This window comes from Pseudoalteromonas sp. Ps84H-4 (assembly GCF_024124645.1).
Taxonomy (GTDB): domain Bacteria; phylum Pseudomonadota; class Gammaproteobacteria; order Enterobacterales; family Alteromonadaceae; genus Pseudoalteromonas; species Pseudoalteromonas lipolytica_C.
Genome location: NZ_JAMXSK010000001.1, coordinates 450,678 through 470,437, shown reverse-complemented (window position 1 = coordinate 470,437; position 19,760 = coordinate 450,678). Strand labels below are relative to the sequence as shown.

Below are 19,760 nucleotides of genomic sequence, written 5' to 3'. Positions count from 1 at the left end.
CATGTCGTTGTTAGGTAAATTAACATTAGACGCAATCCCGTTTCATGAACCAATTATCATGGTTACCATGACGGTTGTTGCTGTCTTAGGTCTGTTAGTGGCAGGCTTAGTAACAAAATATAAAAAGTGGGGCGTGATTTGGCACGACTGGATCACCTCAATTGACCATAAGCGTTTAGGTGTTATGTACATCATTCTTGCGCTTATCATGCTTTTCCGTGGTTTCGCGGATGCCATTATGATGCGACTGCAATTGGCAATGGCTACCGGCGGTGCAAGTGGTTACTTACCACCAGAGCACTATGACCAAATCTTTACGGCACACGGGGTGATCATGATCATCTTTATGGCGATGCCGTTTATGATTGGTTTAATGAACATCATCTTACCGTTGCAAATTGGTGCTCGTGATGTTGCATTCCCATTCTTAAATAACCTTAGCTTTTGGTTAACTGCTGGCGGTGCAATCCTAATCAATATCTCATTATTCTTCGGTGAGTTTGCTAAAACAGGTTGGGTTGCGTATCCACCGTTGTCAGAGTTGTCATTCAGTCCGGGTGTTGGGGTCGACTATTATATATGGGCCTTGCAGATATCCGGCTTGGGTACCTTATTAACATCGGTAAACTTCTTAGCGACTGTATTTAAAATGCGTGCACCAGGCATGACATTAATGAAAATGCCTATTTTTACTTGGGCATGTACGTGGGCAAATATCTTAATTGCAGCATCGTTCCCAATTTTAACTGCTGTACTGGCAATGCTGACGCTTGATCGTTATCTCGATTTCCACTTCTTCACGAATGAATTAGGTGGTAACGCGATGATGTACATCAACTTATTCTGGGCATGGGGTCACCCTGAAGTTTACATTCTGATCTTACCTGCGTTTGGTATTTTCTCAGAAGTTATCTCAACGTTTGCTGGTAAACGCCTGTTTGGTTATAAGTCGATGGTTTACGCAAGTGGTGCAATTTCAATTTTAGGTTTCATCGTTTGGCTTCACCACTTCTTTACGATGGGCTCAAGCGCTAACGTTAATGCCTTCTTTGGTGTTATGACCATGGTTATTGCGGTGCCGACCGGGGTTAAGTTGTTTAACTGGTTATTCACAATGTATCGTGGTCGTTTACGTATTACTGTGCCTGTCCTTTGGACTTTAGGTTTTATGGTGACGTTCACTATCGGTGGTATGACGGGTGTTCTACTTGCGATTCCAGGTGCTGACTACGTATTACATAACAGCTTATTCTTAATCGCTCACTTCCATAACACCATCATTGGTGGTGCGGTATTTGGTTATTTAGCTGGTTTTGCGTTTTGGTTCCCTAAAGCAATGGGCTTCAAACTTGACGAGAGCTGGGGCAGAAGATCTTTCTGGTGCTGGTTAATTGGTTTCTTCGTGGCATTTATGCCGTTATACGTACTTGGTTTCTTAGGTATGACACGTCGCTTAAACCACACAAACAACCCTGATTGGAACATTTGGTTATACATTGCAGCTGGCGGTGCGGTGATCATTATGTTCGGTATCTTGTTCCAAGTTGTGCAACTTGTAGTGAGCTTCAAAAACCGCGAGCAACTTGATGATACAACGGGCGATCCGTGGAATGGTCATACTCTTGAGTGGGCATCTGCTTCACCTCCGCAGTACTACAACTTTGCGAAAATCCCTCATGTTGATGACATCGATGCGTGGACAGACATGAAAGAGAAAGGCTTAGCTTACAAGCAAGAAGCCTCTTATAGCCCAATTCATATGCCAAAAAATACATCGGCAGGTGTATTAATGAGCGCAGCTTTAACAACCTTCTGTTTTGCCATGATCTGGCACATTTGGTGGCTTGCGGCCTTTGGTTTACTGGGTGCTATCGTGGTGTTCATTAAACGTTGTTACACCAGCGATGTTGATTACTACGTGCAACCAGATGAAATTGTTGAACTAGAAACGGCTCACAATACAGCCGCTACGAAGGAGGTGAATGCATGAGTAGCATTTCTGCAGGACTCGACACCTTAAACGGCGCACACGGTCATGTCGATGCACATGACCATGAGCACCACGATACAGGTGGTAACACCGTATTTGGTTTCTGGCTTTACCTTATGACTGACTGCCTGTTGTTTGCATCATTCTTTGCAACCTACGCAGTATTGTTCATGAATACCGCTGGCGGTGTGTCGGGTAAAGACATTTTTGAACTTGATTTTGTTGCGGTTGAAACCGCAGCACTACTACTCAGTAGTATCACTTTTGGTTTTGCGATGATCTCTGCTCACGGGCAGAAAAAAGCGGCTACGTTAACTTGGTTGCTGGTTACCTTTGCCTTTGGTGCTGTGTTTATTGGTATGGAAGTATATGAATTCCATCACCTAATTGCGCACGGTAATGGCCCTCAGCAAAGTGCCTTTTTAACATCGTTCTTCTCTTTAGTGGGCTTACATGGTCTTCACGTTACAGCTGGTCTTATTTGGATGACTGTCCTGATGATTGAAGTTGTGCGCCGTGGTTTAAACCCACAAACAGTGACACGCCTAAGTTGTTTAAGCCTATTCTGGCACTTCTTAGATGTGGTGTGGATCTGTGTATTTACCGTTGTTTATTTAATGGGAGCAATGTAATGAGTCACAGTGAATCACATGTAATGAATAACTTAGAAGTTCATGCACAAAATGAACAATCACATGGCAGCGTTAAAGACTATTTAATTGGTTTTGTATTGTCAGTGGTTTTAACGGCTATTCCATTTTGGGCTGTGATGAGTGGTTCTTTTTCTAAAACGACCACTGCATGGTGCATCGTGAGCATGGCTATTGTGCAAATTTGGGTGCATTTGAAATATTTCTTACACCTAAACTTCAAAACTGAAGACGGCAAGGCAAGTTCATTGTCGTTTATCTTTAGTGCTTTAATCATTGTAATGGTGGTTGGTTTGTCGGTGTGGATCATCTACGAATCGAACGCCATGATGATGTACTAATAACAATTACTTTGTAATTGGTAAAAAGATTTACGAAAGGAGCTGGTTAGTCTGAGGTTGTGTCTCCAGTTCTTACAGTCTGTTACTAACTAGTTTCTTTCGTAATATTGCGTTTGTGCTGAAAATTAGAGGAGTCGAGGAAGTGTTTCGACGTTATTTAAATGTCACTAAACCTGGCATTATCATGGGCAATTTGATCTCTGTCGCGGGGGGATTCTTGCTAGCCTCTCGCGGTGATATTGACCCATGGTTAATGATCGCAACCTTGCTAGGGTTATCTTTAGTAGTGGCATCAGGATGCGCGATCAATAACGTGATTGATCGTGATATTGATGTTGCTATGGCGCGCACTCGCAAACGCGTCACAGTAACTGGCGAAATGTCAGCAAAGGCGGCTATGGCACATGGCATCGTGCTTGGTGTTATTGGTTTCGGTTTATTAGCTGTGTATACCAACGTAGTGGCACTCTTATTTGCTACTTTTGGTTACGTCATTTACGTCGGTGTGTACAGCTTATATATGAAACGTCGTTCTGTGTACGGCACCTTTGTCGGAAGTTTATCTGGCGCAGTACCACCTGTAGTGGGGTACTGCGCCGTAACTGGGCAGTTTGATGCTGGTGCTGTGATTTTATTGGTCATGTTTAGTCTATGGCAAATGCCTCATTCATATGCAATTGCAATCTTTCGTTATAACGACTACCAAGCGGCCAGAATTCCTGTGTTACCAGTAGCGCAGGGGATCGAGAAGGCAAAGCATCACATTGTTTTATATATCGCCGTGTATGCGTTGGTTGTGATGTTATTAACCATTAGTGGTTATACAGGTTTAGCCTTTATGGCTGTAGCTTGTACAACGAGTTTTTGGTGGTTGCTAATGGCGCTTCGTGGCTATCGTCGCAATATTGATGTTAGCGGCTGGGCGCGCCAAGTGTTTGCTTTTTCAATTGTAAATATCACGGTTTTGAGCATAGCTATGGCTTTAGATTACCATTCGGTAGCTCCACAGCTACTTGTTTTAACTTAGAAAAAAGTTGCTAACATATCCCAATGTTACAGTAGCAAAGGCCCGGTTTTTTCTCCCCGGGCCTTTTTTCATTGCTGATATTAAAAACGAGCAGCTTGCTCAACTACAATGCCATGGCGAGCCGCTAAACGACGATGGTCTTTATCATAGCCACCACCAATTACGGTTGCGACAGGTACATTGTGCTCAAGGCAACGCTTGAGAACTAAATGGTCCCGTTGCGCTATCCCTTGCCAGCTTATATCAAGTTTTCCTAAGCCATCTTGCTGCCACACATCAACACCGGCATCATAAAGCACTAAGTCTGGGTTTAAGGTGTTTAATAAATAACTCAGAGTATCGTCAACAACGCCTAGGTATTCACTATCAGCGACATTCGGTGCTAAACCAATATCTAAATCGCTGGCCGATTTTCGAAACGGAAAGTTCTTTTCACAGTGAATAGAGCAGGTATAAGCATAAGGCTGATGTGCGAGCATTGCTGCGGTGCCATCACCTTGATGAACGTCTAAGTCAAAAATAAGTATATTGGTCACTTCACCACTTTTTATAAGGGTTTCACTGGTGAACGCTAGGTCGTTTACCATGCAATAACCTGAGCCAAAATCAGTATGAGCATGATGAGTGCCACCGGCTAAGTGACAAGCGATGTCATGTTTCAGCGCTAAGCGTGCTGTTTGTAAGGTGCCAAGTGGGGCGGTAAAGGTACGTGCCATTAGCTCTTTTGACCAAGGTAAGCCAATGCGACGCATCGCTTTTTCATCTAAACGATTATGCCAAAGGTCGTGGATGTAGTTTTCACAATGTACTAACTCAAGGGGCTCAGGCGTGCCAAGCATCGGCTGAGTTAGGTTGTCATTTATTAATCCAAGGTTTTGTACATGCTCATATAAATAAGCAAACTTACTCATTACAAAGCGGTGGTTTGGATCGAAGCTAAACGAATAATTAGGATGATAAACCAAAGGTAAATGGGGATTTAACTGCATAGCTCATTGAATAGCTGAATTTGCTACAGCATAGCGAATTTCTGAGCAGATGTTTACTCTGGAGCGTGAATTAAATGCGCTAGTTCTCGATGCAATAGAGCTTCATCACCTAGGTTTAGCTCAATGAGTCGCTTAAGGTGGCTAATACTATCTATATCAATATGTTCGCAGCGAAGCCCAGCATGCTGATGTTCAACATGACACAGTTCAACTTGCATTTTTATCTCAATACTTGATTCGGGTAGGGTGAAAATTAAATCGGCTTTAGAATGTATAGGTATTAAAAATGAATCACTTTTAGTGATAAGTGCACCTTGTAATGATAAATCAAGTAACTGACAGTGATAGTCGTTACCTTCTATATGAAGGACAGCTGGGCAAGAAAATAGCACCCTAGAAAACTCTCTGCGTTCATTCATGTCTCTATTCTCCATACTTTTTAGCCTAAACAGTATAGTTCAATATGAAATGAATGAGAGAAAACAGCTGATAATTACTGATGAAAGTTAATAGTTATAGAAAAGCCCCTTAATAGGGGCTTTTTAATATCAGCTAATTAGCCAATTTTTTTGTATTTAATACGCTTAGGTTGTGCTGCTTCGGCGCCTAAGGTTTTCTTCAACCACTCTTCGTATTCTGTGTAGTTACCATCGAAGAAGTTAATTTGGCCTTCGTCACGGTAATCAAGAATATGTGTAGCAATACGGTCAAGGAACCAACGGTCATGCGAGATACACATTACACAGCCAGGGAACTCTAAAATAGCGTTCTCAAGTGCACGTAGTGTTTCAACGTCTAGGTCATTGGTTGGCTCATCCAGAAGTAATACGTTACCACCAGCTTTTAACAGCTTAGCTAGGTGTAAACGGTTGCGCTCACCACCTGATAGATCTTTAACGAATTTTTGTTGGTCGTTACCTTTGAAGTTAAAGCGGCCAACATAGGCACGGCTTGGGAATTCAAAGTTACCAATTTTCAAAACGTCTTGGCCGTTTGAGATTTCTTGGAAAACAGTGTTGCTCTCGTCCATGTTGCCACGGAACTGATCAACAGTTGCAAGCTCTACTGTTTCACCAACAATGATCTCACCGCTATCAGGCTTTTCTTCACCGCTTAGCATTTTGAATAGCGTTGATTTACCTGCACCATTGGCACCGATAATACCTACGATAGCGCCTTTAGGCATTGCAAAGTTTAAGTCATCAATTAATACGCGGTCGCCAAAGCTCTTCTTCAGGCCTTTCACTTCGATAACTTGGTCACCTAAGCGTGGACCCGGTGGAATGAATAGCTCATTCGTTTCGTTACGCTTTTGGTAATCATTTTGTTGAAGCTCTGAGAACTGTGCCATACGTGCTTTAGACTTAGCTTGACGGCCTTTCGGGTTTGAACGAACCCATTCAAGTTCTTGTGCGATTGATTTTTGACGTGCTTTTTCAGATTTCTGTTCTTGTTGTAAACGTAAATCTTTTTGCTCAAGCCACGATGAATAGTTACCTTCCCAAGGAATACCTTCACCACGGTCAAGCTCTAAAATCCAACCTGCTACGTTATCTAAGAAGTAACGGTCGTGGGTTACAGCAACCACAGTACCTTCGTAGTCGTGTAAGAAGCGTTCTAACCAAGCAACTGACTCAGCGTCTAAGTGGTTAGTCGGTTCGTCAAGAATAAGCATATCTGGTTTTTCAAGTAGTAAACGGCAGATCGCAACTCGGCGACGCTCACCACCCGAAAGGTGTTCAATTTTTGCATCCCAAGGTGGTAGGCGTAATGCATCAGCTGCACGCTCTAACACGTTATCAATATTGTGACCATCGTGTGCTTGGATGATAGCTTCAAGCTCACCTTGCTCTTTAGCAAGCGCATCGAAGTCTGCACCGTCCATTGCATACTCGTTGTATACTTCATCTAGGCGATTTAATGCATTTTTAACTTCGCTTACCGCTTCTTCTACTGTTTCGCGAACTGTTTTGTTCTCGTCTAGCTGCGGTTCTTGCGGTAAGTAACCGATTTTAGTGCCTGGTTGAGGGCGAGCTTCACCTTCAAAGTCTTGGTCAACACCGGCCATAATGCGCAGTAACGTCGATTTACCTGCACCGTTTAGACCTAGCACACCAATTTTTGCGCCTGGGAAAAAGTGTAAAGAAATATCTTTTAAGATAGTGCGCTTAGGTGGCACAACCTTAGATACTCGACTCATCGAGAATATAAACTTGTCTGGTAACACCATGAAAGAAGCCTTCAATTTATAATAAAAATTAACAGCAAGTATTGTATACCCAAACTACCTCAAAATACAGAATTCAGCGTTTATGATAGGCTTAATATCAAGGTGTTATTTACTCAAAGAGTCATACATTTTAATTAATGACCACTCAGAAATATCACTTCATTTGGACATCTAAACATCTAGAGGTTGAAATTTCTAACTATCCGTTCATAATTAGCACTCTAATATGTATGCTCGGAGCCCGCTATGCCCATTACAGTAAAAGATGAATTGCCAGCTATTGCAAAGTTACGTCAGGAAAACGTGTTTGTAATGCCAAAAAGCCGTGCGAAAACGCAAGAGATTCGCCCAATGCGTTTGGCCATCTTAAACTTAATGCCAAACAAAGTAGAAACCGAGGTGCAGTTTATTCGCTTACTAGCTAACTCACCGCTACAAGTTAATGTTGAGCTGTTGCGCTTAGATACCCACCGCAGCAGTAGTAACTCTGAGCAGCACTTAGATACGTTTTATCGTTATTTTTCTGAGGTAAAAGACAATAACTACGATGCCATGATCATCACGGGTGCGCCGCTTGCACATTTAGAGTATGACGATGTTGTCTATTGGGATGAACTTAAAGTGATTTTAGACTGGGCTGAGCAGCATGTTACCTCTACGCTGTTTTCGTGTTGGGCGGCCCATGCGGGGCTTTATCACCACTATGGTCTTAAGCGTGAACTTAAACCAAATAAGTTAAGTGGTGTATTTACCCACAAAAGCTATTTTGACCACGCAGCACTCACCCGTGGCTTTGATGATACCTTTTTAGTGCCACACTCTCGCTATGGTCATATTGATATTGATAAGATCACTGCCTGTGATGATTTGGTGGTGTTAGCTGGTTCTGAGCGAGTTGGTGCCTATTTAATTAAGAATAAGTCTGGCAGCCAAGTGTATATTACAGGTCATCCAGAGTACGATGCGCATACCTTAAAAGAAGAGTACCTGCGTGATAGCGAGAAGTCTGCAGACGCACCTAAACCAGAAAATTATTTCCCAGATGATAACCCTGATAACGAACCATCGAAAACATGGCAAAGTCATGCCTTTTTATTGTTTTCGAATTGGTTAAACTATTATGTGTACCAAACTACACCGTATGATATTAACTTAGTTAGCCAAGACGTAAGGACTAACAACTATGCCGAGTAATGCAGTGAATAAACGCGAACAATTGACCGAGGCGCTGAAACAGCGAATTTTAATCCTCGATGGCGCGATGGGCACCATGATCCAAGAACATAAATTAGAAGAGCAAGACTATCGCGGTGAGCGCTTTAAAGACTGGCATGTACTTATTAAAGGCAATAATGACTTATTAAGTCTGACTCAGCCAAAGATCATTGCTGATATTCACCGTGCTTACTTAGAAGCCGGTGCCGATATCATCGAAACCAATACCTTTAATGCCACGACTATTTCGATGGAAGATTACGATATGGCGAGTCTTAGTCGCGAAATCAACCTCGAGTCAGCGAAACTTGCGCGCGGCGTGTGTGATGAGTTTGAAGCAAAAGATCCAAGTAAACCGCGTTATGTAGCGGGTGTGCTTGGGCCAACGTCAAAAACCTGCTCTATTTCACCAGATGTAAATGACCCAGGTTATCGCAATATCAATTTTGATAAGCTGGTGGCTGCGTATGTTGAGTCGACACTGGCACTGATGGAAGGTGGCGCAGACCTTATTTTGATTGAAACCATCTTTGATACGCTTAATGCAAAAGCCGCTTCGTTTGCCGTAGAAGAAGCTTTCGAGCAAGCTGGTCGTAGTTTGCCTGTGATGATCTCAGGCACCATTACCGATGCCTCTGGTCGTACTTTATCAGGACAAACCACCGAAGCATTTTATAACTCTATTCGCCATATTAAACCGCTCTCAATTGGCCTCAACTGCGCCCTTGGCCCAGACTTACTGCGCCAGTATGTTGAAGAGTTATCGCGTGTTTGTGAAACCTTTACCTCGGTGCATCCAAATGCAGGTTTACCGAACGAATTTGGTGAATATGATTTAGAAGCCCCTGAAATGGCTAAAGAAATTATCGATTGGGGCAAATCTGGCTTTATTAACATTGTAGGTGGTTGTTGTGGCACCACACCGGCTCATATTAAGGCGTTTGCGAAAGGCCTGAGTGGTGTTAAGCCTCGCCAACTGCCTAAGCTTGAAGTGCGTATGCGCTTATCGGGCCTTGAAGCGTGCAACTTAAACTAGGAAACCGACATGACTGACCAAATTGCTGTATTTACTAACGTCGGTGAGCGTACCAATGTAACTGGCTCGGCTAAGTTTAAGCGCTTGATCATGGAAGAAGATTACGAGACCGCTCTCGATGTTGCCCGTGAACAAGTAGAAAATGGCGCGCAAGTGATTGATATCAATATGGATGAAGCCATGTTGGACTCAAAAGCGGCGATGGTAAAGTTTTTAAACTTAATTGCCTCAGAGCCTGATATCTCAAAAGTACCTATCATGGTCGACTCATCGAAATGGGATGTGATTGAAGCTGGCTTAAAGTGTATTCAAGGCAAAGCCATTGTTAACTCAATTTCACTAAAAGAAGGTGAAGAGCCATTCATCCGCCAAGCTAAACTAATTAAGCGCTTTGGCGCTGCTGCGGTTGTAATGGCGTTTGATGAAAAAGGGCAAGCTGAAACTGCTGATCGTAAGTTCGAGATTTGTCAGCGAAGCTACAAAATACTCGTTGATGATATTGGCTTTCCACCAGAAGACATTATTTTTGACCCGAACATTTTTGCTGTTGCAACGGGCATTGAAGAGCACGATAACTACGCTGTTGAGTTTATCGAAGGTACACGTCGAATCAAGCAAGGCTTACCGCATTGTAAAGTGTCGGGTGGTGTATCGAATGTGTCGTTTTCGTTCCGCGGCAACAACCCAGTGCGTGAAGCTATTCACTCAGTGTTTTTATACCACGCGATTAAAGCGGGTATGGATATGGGCATTGTAAATGCTGGTCAATTAGCGGTTTACGACGATATCCCCGAAGAGCTGCGAAAAGCTGTAGAAGATGTGATCCTCAATACCGACCCAGGTGCTGGTGAGCGACTTGTTGAACTTGCACCAAAATACTCAGGTATGGCGCAAGCAGAGAAAGTAGAAGATTTAGAGTGGCGTACTTGGCCTGTTGAAAAGCGCCTTGAACATGCGTTAGTAAAAGGCATTACCGAGTATATAGACGAAGATACTGAAGAGTGCCGTAAGAGCAAAGCTAAGCCTATCGAAGTGATTGAAGGCCCGCTGATGGACGGCATGAACGTAGTAGGCGACTTATTCGGTGCAGGTAAAATGTTCTTACCTCAGGTTGTTAAATCTGCTCGTGTAATGAAACGCGCCGTTGCCTATCTTGATCCTTTCATTGAAGCAGAAAAAGAAGAGGGCGCAACCAACGGTAAAGTGGTTATGGCAACCGTTAAGGGCGACGTACACGACATTGGTAAGAATATCGTAGGCGTTGTACTGCAGTGTAATAACTACGAGGTTATCGACCTTGGTGTAATGGTGCCGGCAGAGAAAATCTTGCAAACAGCCATTGACGAAAAAGCCGACATTATTGGATTATCAGGGCTGATTACCCCATCGCTTGATGAAATGGTGCATGTTGCCAAAGAAATGACCCGTCGTGGTTTTGAATTACCGCTTTTGATTGGTGGTGCAACAACGTCAAAAGCGCATACCGCGGTTAAAATTGAACCTCAGTATGATAAAGGTGTGGTTTACGTAAATAACGCCAGCCGTGCTGTGGGTGTGGTTTCTAATTTACTGTCGAAAGAGTTAAAGCCAGCATTTTTAGAGAAAACCAAGACTGAGTATGAAAAAGTACGTGAACAACAAGCACGTAAAAAGCCGCGCTCAAAACCAGTTACTTTACAGCGTGCTCGTGACAACGCAGTAAAACTTGATTGGGACAACTACACACCACCTGTGCCGAAAAAGCTAGGTGTGACTGAATTTAAAGATGTTTCGATTGCGACGTTAAGACAGTACATCGACTGGACACCTTATTTCATGACGTGGTCAATCGCTGGTAAGTATCCACGTATTCTTGAAGATGAAATTGTGGGTGAACAGGCTAAAAGCTTATTCGCAGATGCTAATGCAATGCTTGATGAGCTTGAGCAATCAGGTGCGCTACAACCTCTTGGTGTAATTGGTTTATTCCCAGCAAACCGAGTAGGGGATGACATTGAGATTTACACCGATGAGTCGCGTACAACGCTTTTAACTACATCGTGTCATTTACGTCAGCAAACTGAAAAAACCGACTTTGCTAACTACTGCTTAGCCGATTATATCGCGCCAAAAGGCATCCCTGATTACTTTGGTGCTTTTGCGGTAACTGGTGGTCTTGAAGAGGATGACCTTGCCGATGCCTTCGATGCCAAGCAAGATGATTACAATAAGATCATGGTTAAAGCCGTTGCTGACCGTTTAGCAGAAGCGTTTGCTGAATATTTGCATGAACAAGTGCGTAAAGAATATTGGGGCTATGCGGTAGATGAAAATCTATCGAATGATGAACTTATTCGTGAAAACTACCAAGGTATTCGCCCAGCGCCAGGTTATCCTGCCTGTCCTGAGCATACCGAGAAGAAGAAAATCTGGCAGTTACTTGATACCGAACAGCGTATTGGCATGAAACTAACCAGTTCATACGCAATGTGGCCGGGTGCTGCAGTTTCTGGTTGGTATTTCTCTCACCCTGAAGCGAAATACTACGCAGTGGCGCAAATTCAAAAAGATCAGGTTGAAGATTACGCTAAGCGTACCAACATGACACTTGCTGAAGCTGAGCGTTGGTTGTCGCCTAATTTGGGCTATGAGCCAGAATAATAACCTTTAGTTTAAATTAAAAACGAGCCTCAAATGGCTCGTTTTTTTATGCCCATTTTGTTCATACTTTTTTCTTTTTAATTGCTTTAGTACTGGCAAATTCCTTCTAATTTAAATATTTGTGTTAAAGTTATTGAGGTTGAGCAAGGAATCTAAGGTGAAATTGTGATTGATACTGTGAATGCAAGCGAGAGAGATAAAGCGCGATTCTTACGCGTATTTGCATTTATTGGTGCAGTGACCTCTTTGTTGATGTCGGTCACAAGTTATCAAGATGGCTACATCGCATTAAGTTATTTATTAATTGTTGGCGTTGTTATTTTTGCTTTGCCTTTTTTAATAAAGGGGCGTGATCAATTTATTTCAGTACTCATGCTGTACGCACTTTATGCAATGATGTGCTTCTTAACTGTCTCGGGTGGCAGTAATGGCACAGGGCCGTTATGGCTATTTATTGTATCTCCCGTGACCTTTTTTATTCGTGGCTTAAAGCGCGGAGCGTTCGATCTTATCCTGCTTGCCATTATTATTTCAGTGCTTTTCTATTTTACCGATCAATTTGGTTATTACAGTTATTCGAGTCATTACTTTCCAACACGGGTCATGCTGTGCTTCTCTATTTTATGTATTTTGGGTGGCTTCTACGAATATTACCGCAACAAATACAGTTTAGAGTTAATGAAGCAACTTAAAATTAATCAAAAGCTTGCACGCTATGATGCAATGACTGAACTTGTAAATCGTCGTTTTGCAACTGAGTGCTTACAAGATAAACGCTTTGGCGAAGGGGCTGTGTTCTTGCTGATGGATGTTGATAACTTTAAACAAATCAACGACACCTATGGTCATCAAGTAGGCGATGAGGTGCTAATATTTTTCGCTGATGTATTTAATAAAGTGTGCACAGAAGAAGATGTCATTTCCCGTTGGGGCGGCGAAGAGTTTTTAATTGTTATTCCTGCGGGGAATGAACAACGGGCCTACCAAGTTGCAGACAACATTCATAAAAAGCTCGCTGAAAAGCCATTCACTAGTGGTCAGCATCGTTTTCATGTCACCTTAAGTATTGGCTTATACCAACGCGTGCCAGATGAGAGTGTTGATCACTGCTTAAACATTGCTGATAAGCGACTTTACCGTGCTAAATCGCAAGGTAAAAATCAAACGGTTGCTGAAGTTGATTTAGCAAAGCACGAGCCTGCTTGATAAATAAAGCCGCAATTAGCGGCTTTATTTATTGCTCAAATTAATGGCTTTTTTCAAAGTCGCTGACTTCACGCTCAGCTTCTTCTTTCGATTTACCGTATTTTTGCTGGATTTTACCAATAAGCTCTTTACGGCTACCCTCAATCACATCTAAATCACCATCAGTAAGTTCGCCCCATTTACGTTGCGCTTTACCTTTAAGTTCTTTCCAATTACCTTCTAAACGATCGCTGTTCATCATAATCTCCTTACTTTGTTAAACATTCGTGTTAGTAAGAGCAATCGTTATGCCACTCTAACAGTGTAAATAACTAATTGATATTATTGGTTTTTAATTTTTTGTGTTAGGTGGTGGAGTTATCTAATTGCAATTTGTACCTGTTTAAAGGTTGAAGCGTGTAATTATTTCATGCAATTTAAGGCTACTCATCCCTGCCTGTAATTTTTTGATACAATGCGCGAAAAGAAAGTAAGAGATACCTAACGTGCTGCCAGTTGAAGATATTTATCAATCCCTGTTAACAACATTACAGAGTAACCCTATGGCCTTATTGCAAGCGCCACCGGGAGCGGGTAAATCAACATGGCTACCTCTTACCTTAATGCGCGAAGGGCACTTTAAACGCATTGTTATGTTAGAGCCAAGACGACTCGCCGCACGCAATATTGCTCAGTACTTGGCAAGTCAGCAAAATGAAAAAGTTGGCGACAGTGTCGGCTTACGTATTCGTGGCGAATCAAAAGTTAGTTCTGCAACTAAGCTTGAAATTGTCACCGAAGGCATGCTGACGCGTATGTTGCAAAATGATCCAGAGCTTAGTGATGTTGATTTACTTATATTTGATGAATTTCATGAGCGCTCAATTGCTGCTGATACGGCTTTGGCATTTGCCCTTGAAACACAAGCAGCACTTCGCGATGATTTAAAAATCTTACTGATGTCGGCAACCTTAGACGGCGAGCGTTACAGTGAGTTTTTTAGCTGTCCTATCATCTCATCACAAGGGCGAAGCTACCCCATTGATGAAGTTTACATTCCACTTAAAGACGAAAGCCGCTGGCTCGATGACATACCTGCAGTTATAAAACAGGCGCTTAGTGAGCAAACGGGCAGTGCTTTAGTATTCTTACCAGGGCAGCGTGAAATCATACGGGTTCAGCAGTCTCTAAACGATTTAGGTGATAATGTTGAGATATTTAGCTTGTATGGTGAGCAAAATAAAAATGAGCAACAAGCTGCTATTGCGCCTGCTAAAAATGGCAAACGTAAAGTGGTATTAACCACCAATGTGGCTGAAACCAGTTTGACCATTGAAGGAATACGCATTGTGGTTGATAGCGGTAAACGTCGTGCTGCCAGTTTTAATTTAAAAACGGGTGTGACAGAGCTTGTTACGCAAAGTATCTCTCGTTCTTCAGCCATACAGCGCGCTGGTCGTGCTGGGCGCATTGAGCCGGGGGTTGTGTATCGGTTAGGCTCTAAGCAAACTTTTGAGCGCCGTAACAGCCATGATGCGCCAGAAATTTTGACCAGTGATATTAGTCAGTTGTTATTAGAGGCAAAGCAGTGGGGGGCATCACTTGCTGAGCTTAGCTTACTCGACCCACCTAGTAGCCAGCAGATTAAACAAGCAACGGCACTTTTAAAAATGCTCGAAGCCATTGATGAAAATGAAAAGCTTACTTCGCTTGGCAGCCAAATGCTGAGCTATGGAGCCGATATTCGCCTCTCGCATATGCTCATTAAGGCAAAGCAACTAGAGCAGCGCATGCCTGGTATTTATGTATTAGCGGGGTATTTAACGGCACTGCTTGAAAGCCGAATTAGTATGCCAGCTGATCTTAATTTGGCATTGCATAGCCAGCACAGCAAACCTCACCCAGTATTTAAGCAGCAATTAAATTATTGGCTATCACGCTTGCAACTCAAACCGGTTAATGAGCTTAAAACAGAGTACTTGTCGCTGCTGGTGGCGCTTGCTTTTCCTGACCGCCTAGCCAAAAAGCGCGGGAATGGTTATTTACTTGCCAACGGTGCGGGCGCCGACTTAAGCGAGGAGTTTTGGCATAACGATGATTATATTGCCATTGCGCATATGGGCGGCCACAAGGGAAACCGTGTTTTTGCTGCTGTTGCCTTTATGCCAAGTGAGCTTGAAGATGAGCTTTCGCATTTATTTACTGAGCAAACTCGCTGCGAATACGATGAAAAAGCAGGGCGATTTGTCCATCAAGATGAGCTTAAGCTCGGTGCTATCACCATAGCGAGTCAGCCAAGTAAACAGCCACTAGATAAGAGCGAGCGCACTAAAGCGTGGTTAAATTTATTTAGTAAGCAGGGCTTTTCGCTATTTAATGATCAGCCTGACAGTGAGCAGTTACTTATTCGAATGATCTTGGCAAGTAAGCTGTTACCAGAATCATTCCCACTTTTAAATCATGATGAATTAATTGCCGATAACCAATGGCTTGCACCTTATTTGGATGATATTAAAAACCTTGAGCAATTAAAAAAGTTCAATTACAACGAAGCAATTAAAAGCTGTTTTGATTGGCAGCAGCAAAGCCTATTGAATGAACACCTGCCCTTACGATTAACTGTGCCAAGTGGTTCAAATGTAAAAGTGACCTATCAGCTCGATGGCCCAGCAAAGCTCAGTGTGCGCATGCAAGAAGTGTATGGCATGACCAGCACGCCTTTGCTGGCTCAAGGTAAACTGCCATTATTAATGGAGCTATTATCACCAGCGCGGCGACCGCTGCAGCTAACCCAAGACTTAGCTAACTTTTGGCAAACGAGTTACCGCGATGTGCAAAAAGAAATGAAAGGGCGTTATCCAAAACATTTTTGGCCAGACGACCCCGCAACTAGTCAAGCGACTAATAAAGTAAAAAGTAAGATGTGATTTTAATGAAGTAAGTGATTAAGTTTGCAGTACTTTGGGTTGGTCTTAAGCGATTGCTTCCAACCCTTTTTGCTCTGCCAGAGTGAGCATTTTCAATGCTGCTCCTCTTGGTGAGCTATCACCTTGCTCCCATTTTTTAACTAACTTGTCACTGACATTTAAGTATTGAGCAAAGACCGGTTGAGAGAGATTGTACTTCAGTCTTAAATTACGAACTTGTTCGGGGGTAAATTCATGAACATTTGTAAGGCACAATGCGTCAAATTTACGCATCGTCGTTTTGTCTATAACTCCAGACTTTTTTAATCCACTCGCTGTTTTGTGAACTGACTTTAATATGTCACTCATGATCATCACCTACAATTAAAAGTTCGCCATCATCGACTAGTTGCTCAAGTTCACTTTGGGAAAAACGAATAAACTCTTTTGCTAACTCTTTTAATGCTAATTTTTCTTTAGCGTTTATGTTAGCTCTAGCGTTTTTAGCAAATGCATAGAGAAAGAAATATTTATCACCAATTACCGCCCCGACAATAGTTCTATAACCAGCTCTTTTTCCTTTACTGCCCATGGCTACGCGCTTTTTATAGACATTACCACCTAGGTCTGCATCGTAAAGGCCTGCTGACATCTCTCTGCAAGCGTTTATTAAATCAGCATCAGACAGGCTTTCTTTTTTCGTGCGCGAAACAAAATCCTTTGTTTTATAAATCATAGTATACTCCGTTAGGGTACACTTTCAATGTTTCACTCAGTAGCCAATCAATGATAATGAGGTTTTCATTGGTGTCCCTCTAATGTTGATAGCAGAAGTAATGGGTGATTACCAGCTATCTATCTGAGCAAAACCAATACGAATAAAATAAACCGTTACAATTTCAAGCCTTGTTTTGGTTTCTCTTTTGTTGGTTGTTTAGTAGTCTGAATTAGTAATTAGTAAAAAAGAGAAAGTCGGTGTCTGCAGCTATTACCCTTGCTCAATACGTTAAAAAACGCACAGGTGTGCCCCTTGGGCATAAAGATTCGTTGCGCAATATGCTGACACGTTCTCTAGGTGCTAGCTCGTTTTATCTGTTTTGGCGATATTGGAATCCGGTGTGGAGCTATTATTTATCTCGGTATGTAATGAAGCCTTGCAATGACATTATGCCGGTTTGGTGTGCGGTTGTTGTGACCTTTGCTGTAAGCGGTGCGCTGCACGATTTAGCAGTGAGTTTAGTGAAGTTAAAGCCAATATTCTTTTTTACTCCTTGGTTTACTGTGATGGGCGTGTTGGTTTTAGTAAGCAAGTACAGCCAACTCCAGTTTAGCTCTGCTCCATGGTTGTTAAGAGCGCTCGCCAACATCAGCTTTATTGTATTGAGCTATTGGTTGACGAGCCACCTTTTTTAGCGCGTTACTGCGTTGCTAAAGGGTAGTCAGTGTAGCCTTTAGCACCGCCTCCAAATAAGGTATCTGGATCATGCTTCGCAAGTTCAATGCCTTGTTCAATACGAGCTGGCAGATCTGGGTTTGCAACAAACGGGCGACCAAAACCTATCAAATCAGCCCAGCCTGCGGCTAGTGCTTGCTCTGCTTTATCGCCAGTGTATTTGCCTGCATAAATCATTAATCCAGCATAGTTTTCACGTAGCGCTTGCTTAAAACTTTGCTCCATTAAAGGCGCATCATCCCAATCAGCTTCAGCAATGTGCAGGTAAGCAACGTTGAGTTCATTGAGTACTTTTGCTGCGCCAATATAGGTTTCAAATGGGTTATCATCGACCGTACCATTGAGGGTTGTGAGTGGAGCAAGGCGAACGCCAACACGTTTAGCGCCAATTTCATCACAAACCGCTTGTGTCACTTGTTGTAAAAAGCGTAAGCGATTTTCTAAACTGCCGCCGTATTCATCAGTGCGTTGGTTCGACTCTGAATCAATAAATTGATTAATTAAGTAACCATTGGCAGCGTGAAGTTCAATACCATCAAACCCTGCATCAACTGCATTACGGGCAGCTTGGCGATATTCGTTTATAACGTGTTTGATATCGTCATGGCTCATTGCGCGTGGCTGTGCTGTGGCAACAAAGTCGGGTTTGTCATCTTCATCAATAAAAACTTTTACGTCTTTAGCTGCAATAGCAGATGGCGCGATTGGTTGCTCGCCACCTGTGCTACTTGGGTGAGACACTCGGCCAACATGCCAAAGCTGAGCGAACATAATGCCACCAGCTTGATGAACTTTGTCGGTTACTTTCTTCCAACCTGCAATTTGCTCGGCAGTATAAATACCCGGTGTCCAAGCATAACCCTTACCTAGGGCTGATATTTGTGTGCCTTCGCTGATAATTAAGCCGGCGCTGGCACGCTGGGCATAGTAGTCGGCCATTAACTCATTGGCGATATCACCCGGTTGTGATGAGCGAGAGCGGGTCATCGGTGGCATAACAATGCGGTTTTTTAATGTATGACCGGCAAGTTGTACGGTATCGAATAATTTGTTCATTACGGCTCCTTGAAAGCGAATATGCTTTCAGCATAACGAAAATCATTTATGAAATTAATGCCACTAATCACAAAATACTTTTGTTAAAAGTGCAAAAAACTAAAGCGTTAACCTGGGTGCTATAAAGTCTAAAAACGCTAATACTCGTGATGACACACCGCTGTTTTGGTAATACACCGCATGCACTTTTTCGCGGCGATTAGGGCTCAGTACCTCGCCTTCAAGCACTTTTACTAAACGGCCTGCTTTTAAATCTTCGTTGATCATAAATTCCGACAACAAGGTAATACCATGACCTTTAATACAAAGCTGGCGTACAGTTTCACCACTTGATGCACTGATTGAAAATTTAAGGTCTAAAGGCGTGGTTAGCGGCCAGTGATTTAAATGCGGCGCATCGGTAAAACCAATAAGCTGGTGCGAGGCTAAGTCGGTTAGCTCATTTAATGGTGGCGCCGCTTTTAAATAATCAGGGCTGGCAACGAGCTGTAGTTTGCTAACTCCTAAAGTGCGCGCATGCAAGTTTGAGTCAGCGAGTTCGCCAATACGAATAGCAATATCGGTTTTATGCTCAAGCAAATCGATAATGTTGTCGTGGCTGGTGATCTCGAGTTTTATATCAGGATAAGTTTGGTTAAAGGCTTTTAAATGTGGCGCTAATTGATGAAACACAAAGGGGCTTGCGGCATCGACTCTTAATTTTCCTGATGGCGCACAGTGCAGAAGCTTTAAGGCCTCTTCGCCTTGTGCGAGCTGACTCAGTGCTTCTCTAGCATAACCTAAAAATAACTGACCTTCTTCGGTTAGCTCAATGCGCCTTGTAGTGCGGTTGAATAAGGTAACGTTTAATGATTTTTCGAGCCGAGTTACTGCCCGTGATATTTTTGCTACTTGCTCATCTAATGCATTGGCTGCACTTGAGAACCCGCCGGTATCAACCACGCTAATAAATGCTTCTAAATCTTGGGTGTTGGAGATCACGCTCATGGTTTTACCTTTTCGTTTTTGACAAAAGTATTTTGTCACTACTGCTATTTTTTGC

The 19,760-nt window shown here is 42.8% G+C and carries 18 protein-coding genes; 10 read left to right on the top strand and 8 right to left on the bottom strand.

The genetic code is table 11. From position 1 onward, the window contains the following. Position 1: 1 nt before the first annotated feature. The 4 genes from cyoB (at position 2) to cyoE (ending at position 4,008) form a co-directional block, all read left to right on the top strand. Positions 2-1,990, top strand: coding sequence for a cytochrome o ubiquinol oxidase subunit I (gene cyoB, locus NH454_RS02210; protein ID WP_054554289.1), 1,989 nt, complete (start codon positions 2-4; stop codon positions 1,988-1,990). Then, positions 1,987-2,622: a cytochrome o ubiquinol oxidase subunit III gene (gene cyoC / locus NH454_RS02205; RefSeq protein ID WP_054554290.1), complete on the top strand. Its 636-nt coding sequence runs from the start codon at positions 1,987-1,989 to the stop codon at positions 2,620-2,622. Before cyoB ends, cyoC begins: the two co-directional genes overlap by 4 nt. After that, complete coding sequence (gene cyoD, locus NH454_RS02200) at positions 2,622-2,981, top strand: cytochrome o ubiquinol oxidase subunit IV (RefSeq protein ID WP_175080008.1); 360 nt, start codon at positions 2,622-2,624, stop codon at positions 2,979-2,981. The genes cyoC and cyoD overlap by 1 nt, the downstream gene beginning before the upstream one ends. Positions 2,982-3,123: 142 nt before the next feature. Next, on the top strand, positions 3,124-4,008 hold the full coding sequence (cyoE, locus tag NH454_RS02195; RefSeq protein ID WP_054554292.1) for a heme o synthase: 885 nt from the start codon (positions 3,124-3,126) through the stop codon (positions 4,006-4,008). 80 nt (positions 4,009-4,088) lie between these two features. On the opposite strand, the gene NH454_RS02190 is transcribed toward cyoE, so the two are convergent. From NH454_RS02190 to ettA, 3 genes are all read right to left on the bottom strand, one after another. Then, positions 4,089-4,997, bottom strand: a complete 909-nt coding sequence (locus tag NH454_RS02190) for a histone deacetylase (protein ID WP_235382510.1) — start codon at positions 4,995-4,997, stop codon at positions 4,089-4,091. 53 nt (positions 4,998-5,050) lie between these two features. Then, a complete protein-coding gene (locus NH454_RS02185; RefSeq protein WP_135923750.1) occupies positions 5,051-5,416 on the bottom strand; it encodes a PilZ domain-containing protein in 366 nt (121 codons plus the stop codon). Between the two features lie 137 nt (positions 5,417-5,553). Then, a complete protein-coding gene (gene ettA / locus NH454_RS02180) occupies positions 5,554-7,227 on the bottom strand; it encodes an energy-dependent translational throttle protein EttA (RefSeq protein ID WP_135923751.1) in 1,674 nt (557 codons plus the stop codon). Between the two features lie 246 nt (positions 7,228-7,473). Here ettA and metA point away from each other — a divergent pair, with 246 nt between their 5' ends. From metA to NH454_RS22410, 4 genes are all read left to right on the top strand, one after another. After that, complete coding sequence (metA, locus tag NH454_RS02175; protein WP_135923752.1) at positions 7,474-8,421, top strand: homoserine O-succinyltransferase; 948 nt, start codon at positions 7,474-7,476, stop codon at positions 8,419-8,421. Continuing rightward, entirely contained in the window at positions 8,411-9,478 is a 1,068-nt protein-coding gene (locus tag NH454_RS02170) for a homocysteine S-methyltransferase family protein (protein WP_235382511.1), read from the top strand. Before metA ends, NH454_RS02170 begins: the two co-directional genes overlap by 11 nt. Before the next feature lie 9 nt (positions 9,479-9,487). After that, the gene (metH, locus tag NH454_RS02165; RefSeq protein WP_235382512.1) at positions 9,488-12,118 is read left to right on the top strand and encodes a methionine synthase; all 2,631 of its coding nucleotides are present in this window, start codon (positions 9,488-9,490) and stop codon (positions 12,116-12,118) included. Positions 12,119-12,283: 165 nt separating this feature from the next. Further along, positions 12,284-13,324 carry a GGDEF domain-containing protein gene (locus tag NH454_RS22410; RefSeq protein WP_138557292.1) on the top strand — a complete coding sequence of 347 codons (1,041 nt, stop codon included), beginning with the start codon at positions 12,284-12,286 and terminating at the stop codon, positions 13,322-13,324. Positions 13,325-13,364: 40 nt separating this feature from the next. Here the strand turns inward: NH454_RS22410 and NH454_RS02155 are convergent, their stop codons facing one another. Next, on the bottom strand, positions 13,365-13,562 hold the full coding sequence (locus tag NH454_RS02155) for a CsbD family protein (protein ID WP_138557322.1): 198 nt from the start codon (positions 13,560-13,562) through the stop codon (positions 13,365-13,367). Positions 13,563-13,809: 247 nt separating this feature from the next. On the opposite strand from NH454_RS02155, the gene hrpB reads away from it, so the two are divergent. Continuing rightward, positions 13,810-16,230 (top strand): ATP-dependent helicase HrpB, encoded by a 2,421-nt coding sequence (gene hrpB / locus NH454_RS02150; RefSeq protein WP_235382513.1) that lies wholly within the window; start codon positions 13,810-13,812, stop codon positions 16,228-16,230. Between the two features lie 45 nt (positions 16,231-16,275). On the opposite strand, the gene NH454_RS02145 is transcribed toward hrpB, so the two are convergent. After that, the gene (locus NH454_RS02145) at positions 16,276-16,578 is read right to left on the bottom strand and encodes a DNA-binding transcriptional regulator (RefSeq protein ID WP_135923757.1); all 303 of its coding nucleotides are present in this window, start codon (positions 16,576-16,578) and stop codon (positions 16,276-16,278) included. Further along, positions 16,571-16,945, bottom strand: coding sequence for a type II toxin-antitoxin system RelE/ParE family toxin (locus tag NH454_RS02140; protein ID WP_199527258.1), 375 nt, complete (start codon positions 16,943-16,945; stop codon positions 16,571-16,573). Before NH454_RS02140 ends, NH454_RS02145 begins: the two co-directional genes overlap by 8 nt. Before the next feature lie 239 nt (positions 16,946-17,184). Here NH454_RS02140 and NH454_RS02135 point away from each other — a divergent pair, with 239 nt between their 5' ends. Next, positions 17,185-17,622, top strand: a complete 438-nt coding sequence (locus tag NH454_RS02135) for an MBOAT family O-acyltransferase (protein ID WP_235382514.1) — start codon at positions 17,185-17,187, stop codon at positions 17,620-17,622. A gap of 4 nt (positions 17,623-17,626) precedes the next feature. On the opposite strand, the gene NH454_RS02130 is transcribed toward NH454_RS02135, so the two are convergent. Together NH454_RS02130 and NH454_RS02125 are read right to left on the bottom strand one after the other, a co-directional pair. Next, positions 17,627-18,718 (bottom strand): alkene reductase, encoded by a 1,092-nt coding sequence (locus tag NH454_RS02130; protein ID WP_253038112.1) that lies wholly within the window; start codon positions 18,716-18,718, stop codon positions 17,627-17,629. A 99-nt stretch (positions 18,719-18,817) separates the two neighbouring features. Further along, positions 18,818-19,705, bottom strand: a complete 888-nt coding sequence (locus tag NH454_RS02125) for a LysR substrate-binding domain-containing protein (protein ID WP_235382516.1) — start codon at positions 19,703-19,705, stop codon at positions 18,818-18,820. Between the last annotated feature and the right edge of the window lie 55 nt (positions 19,706-19,760).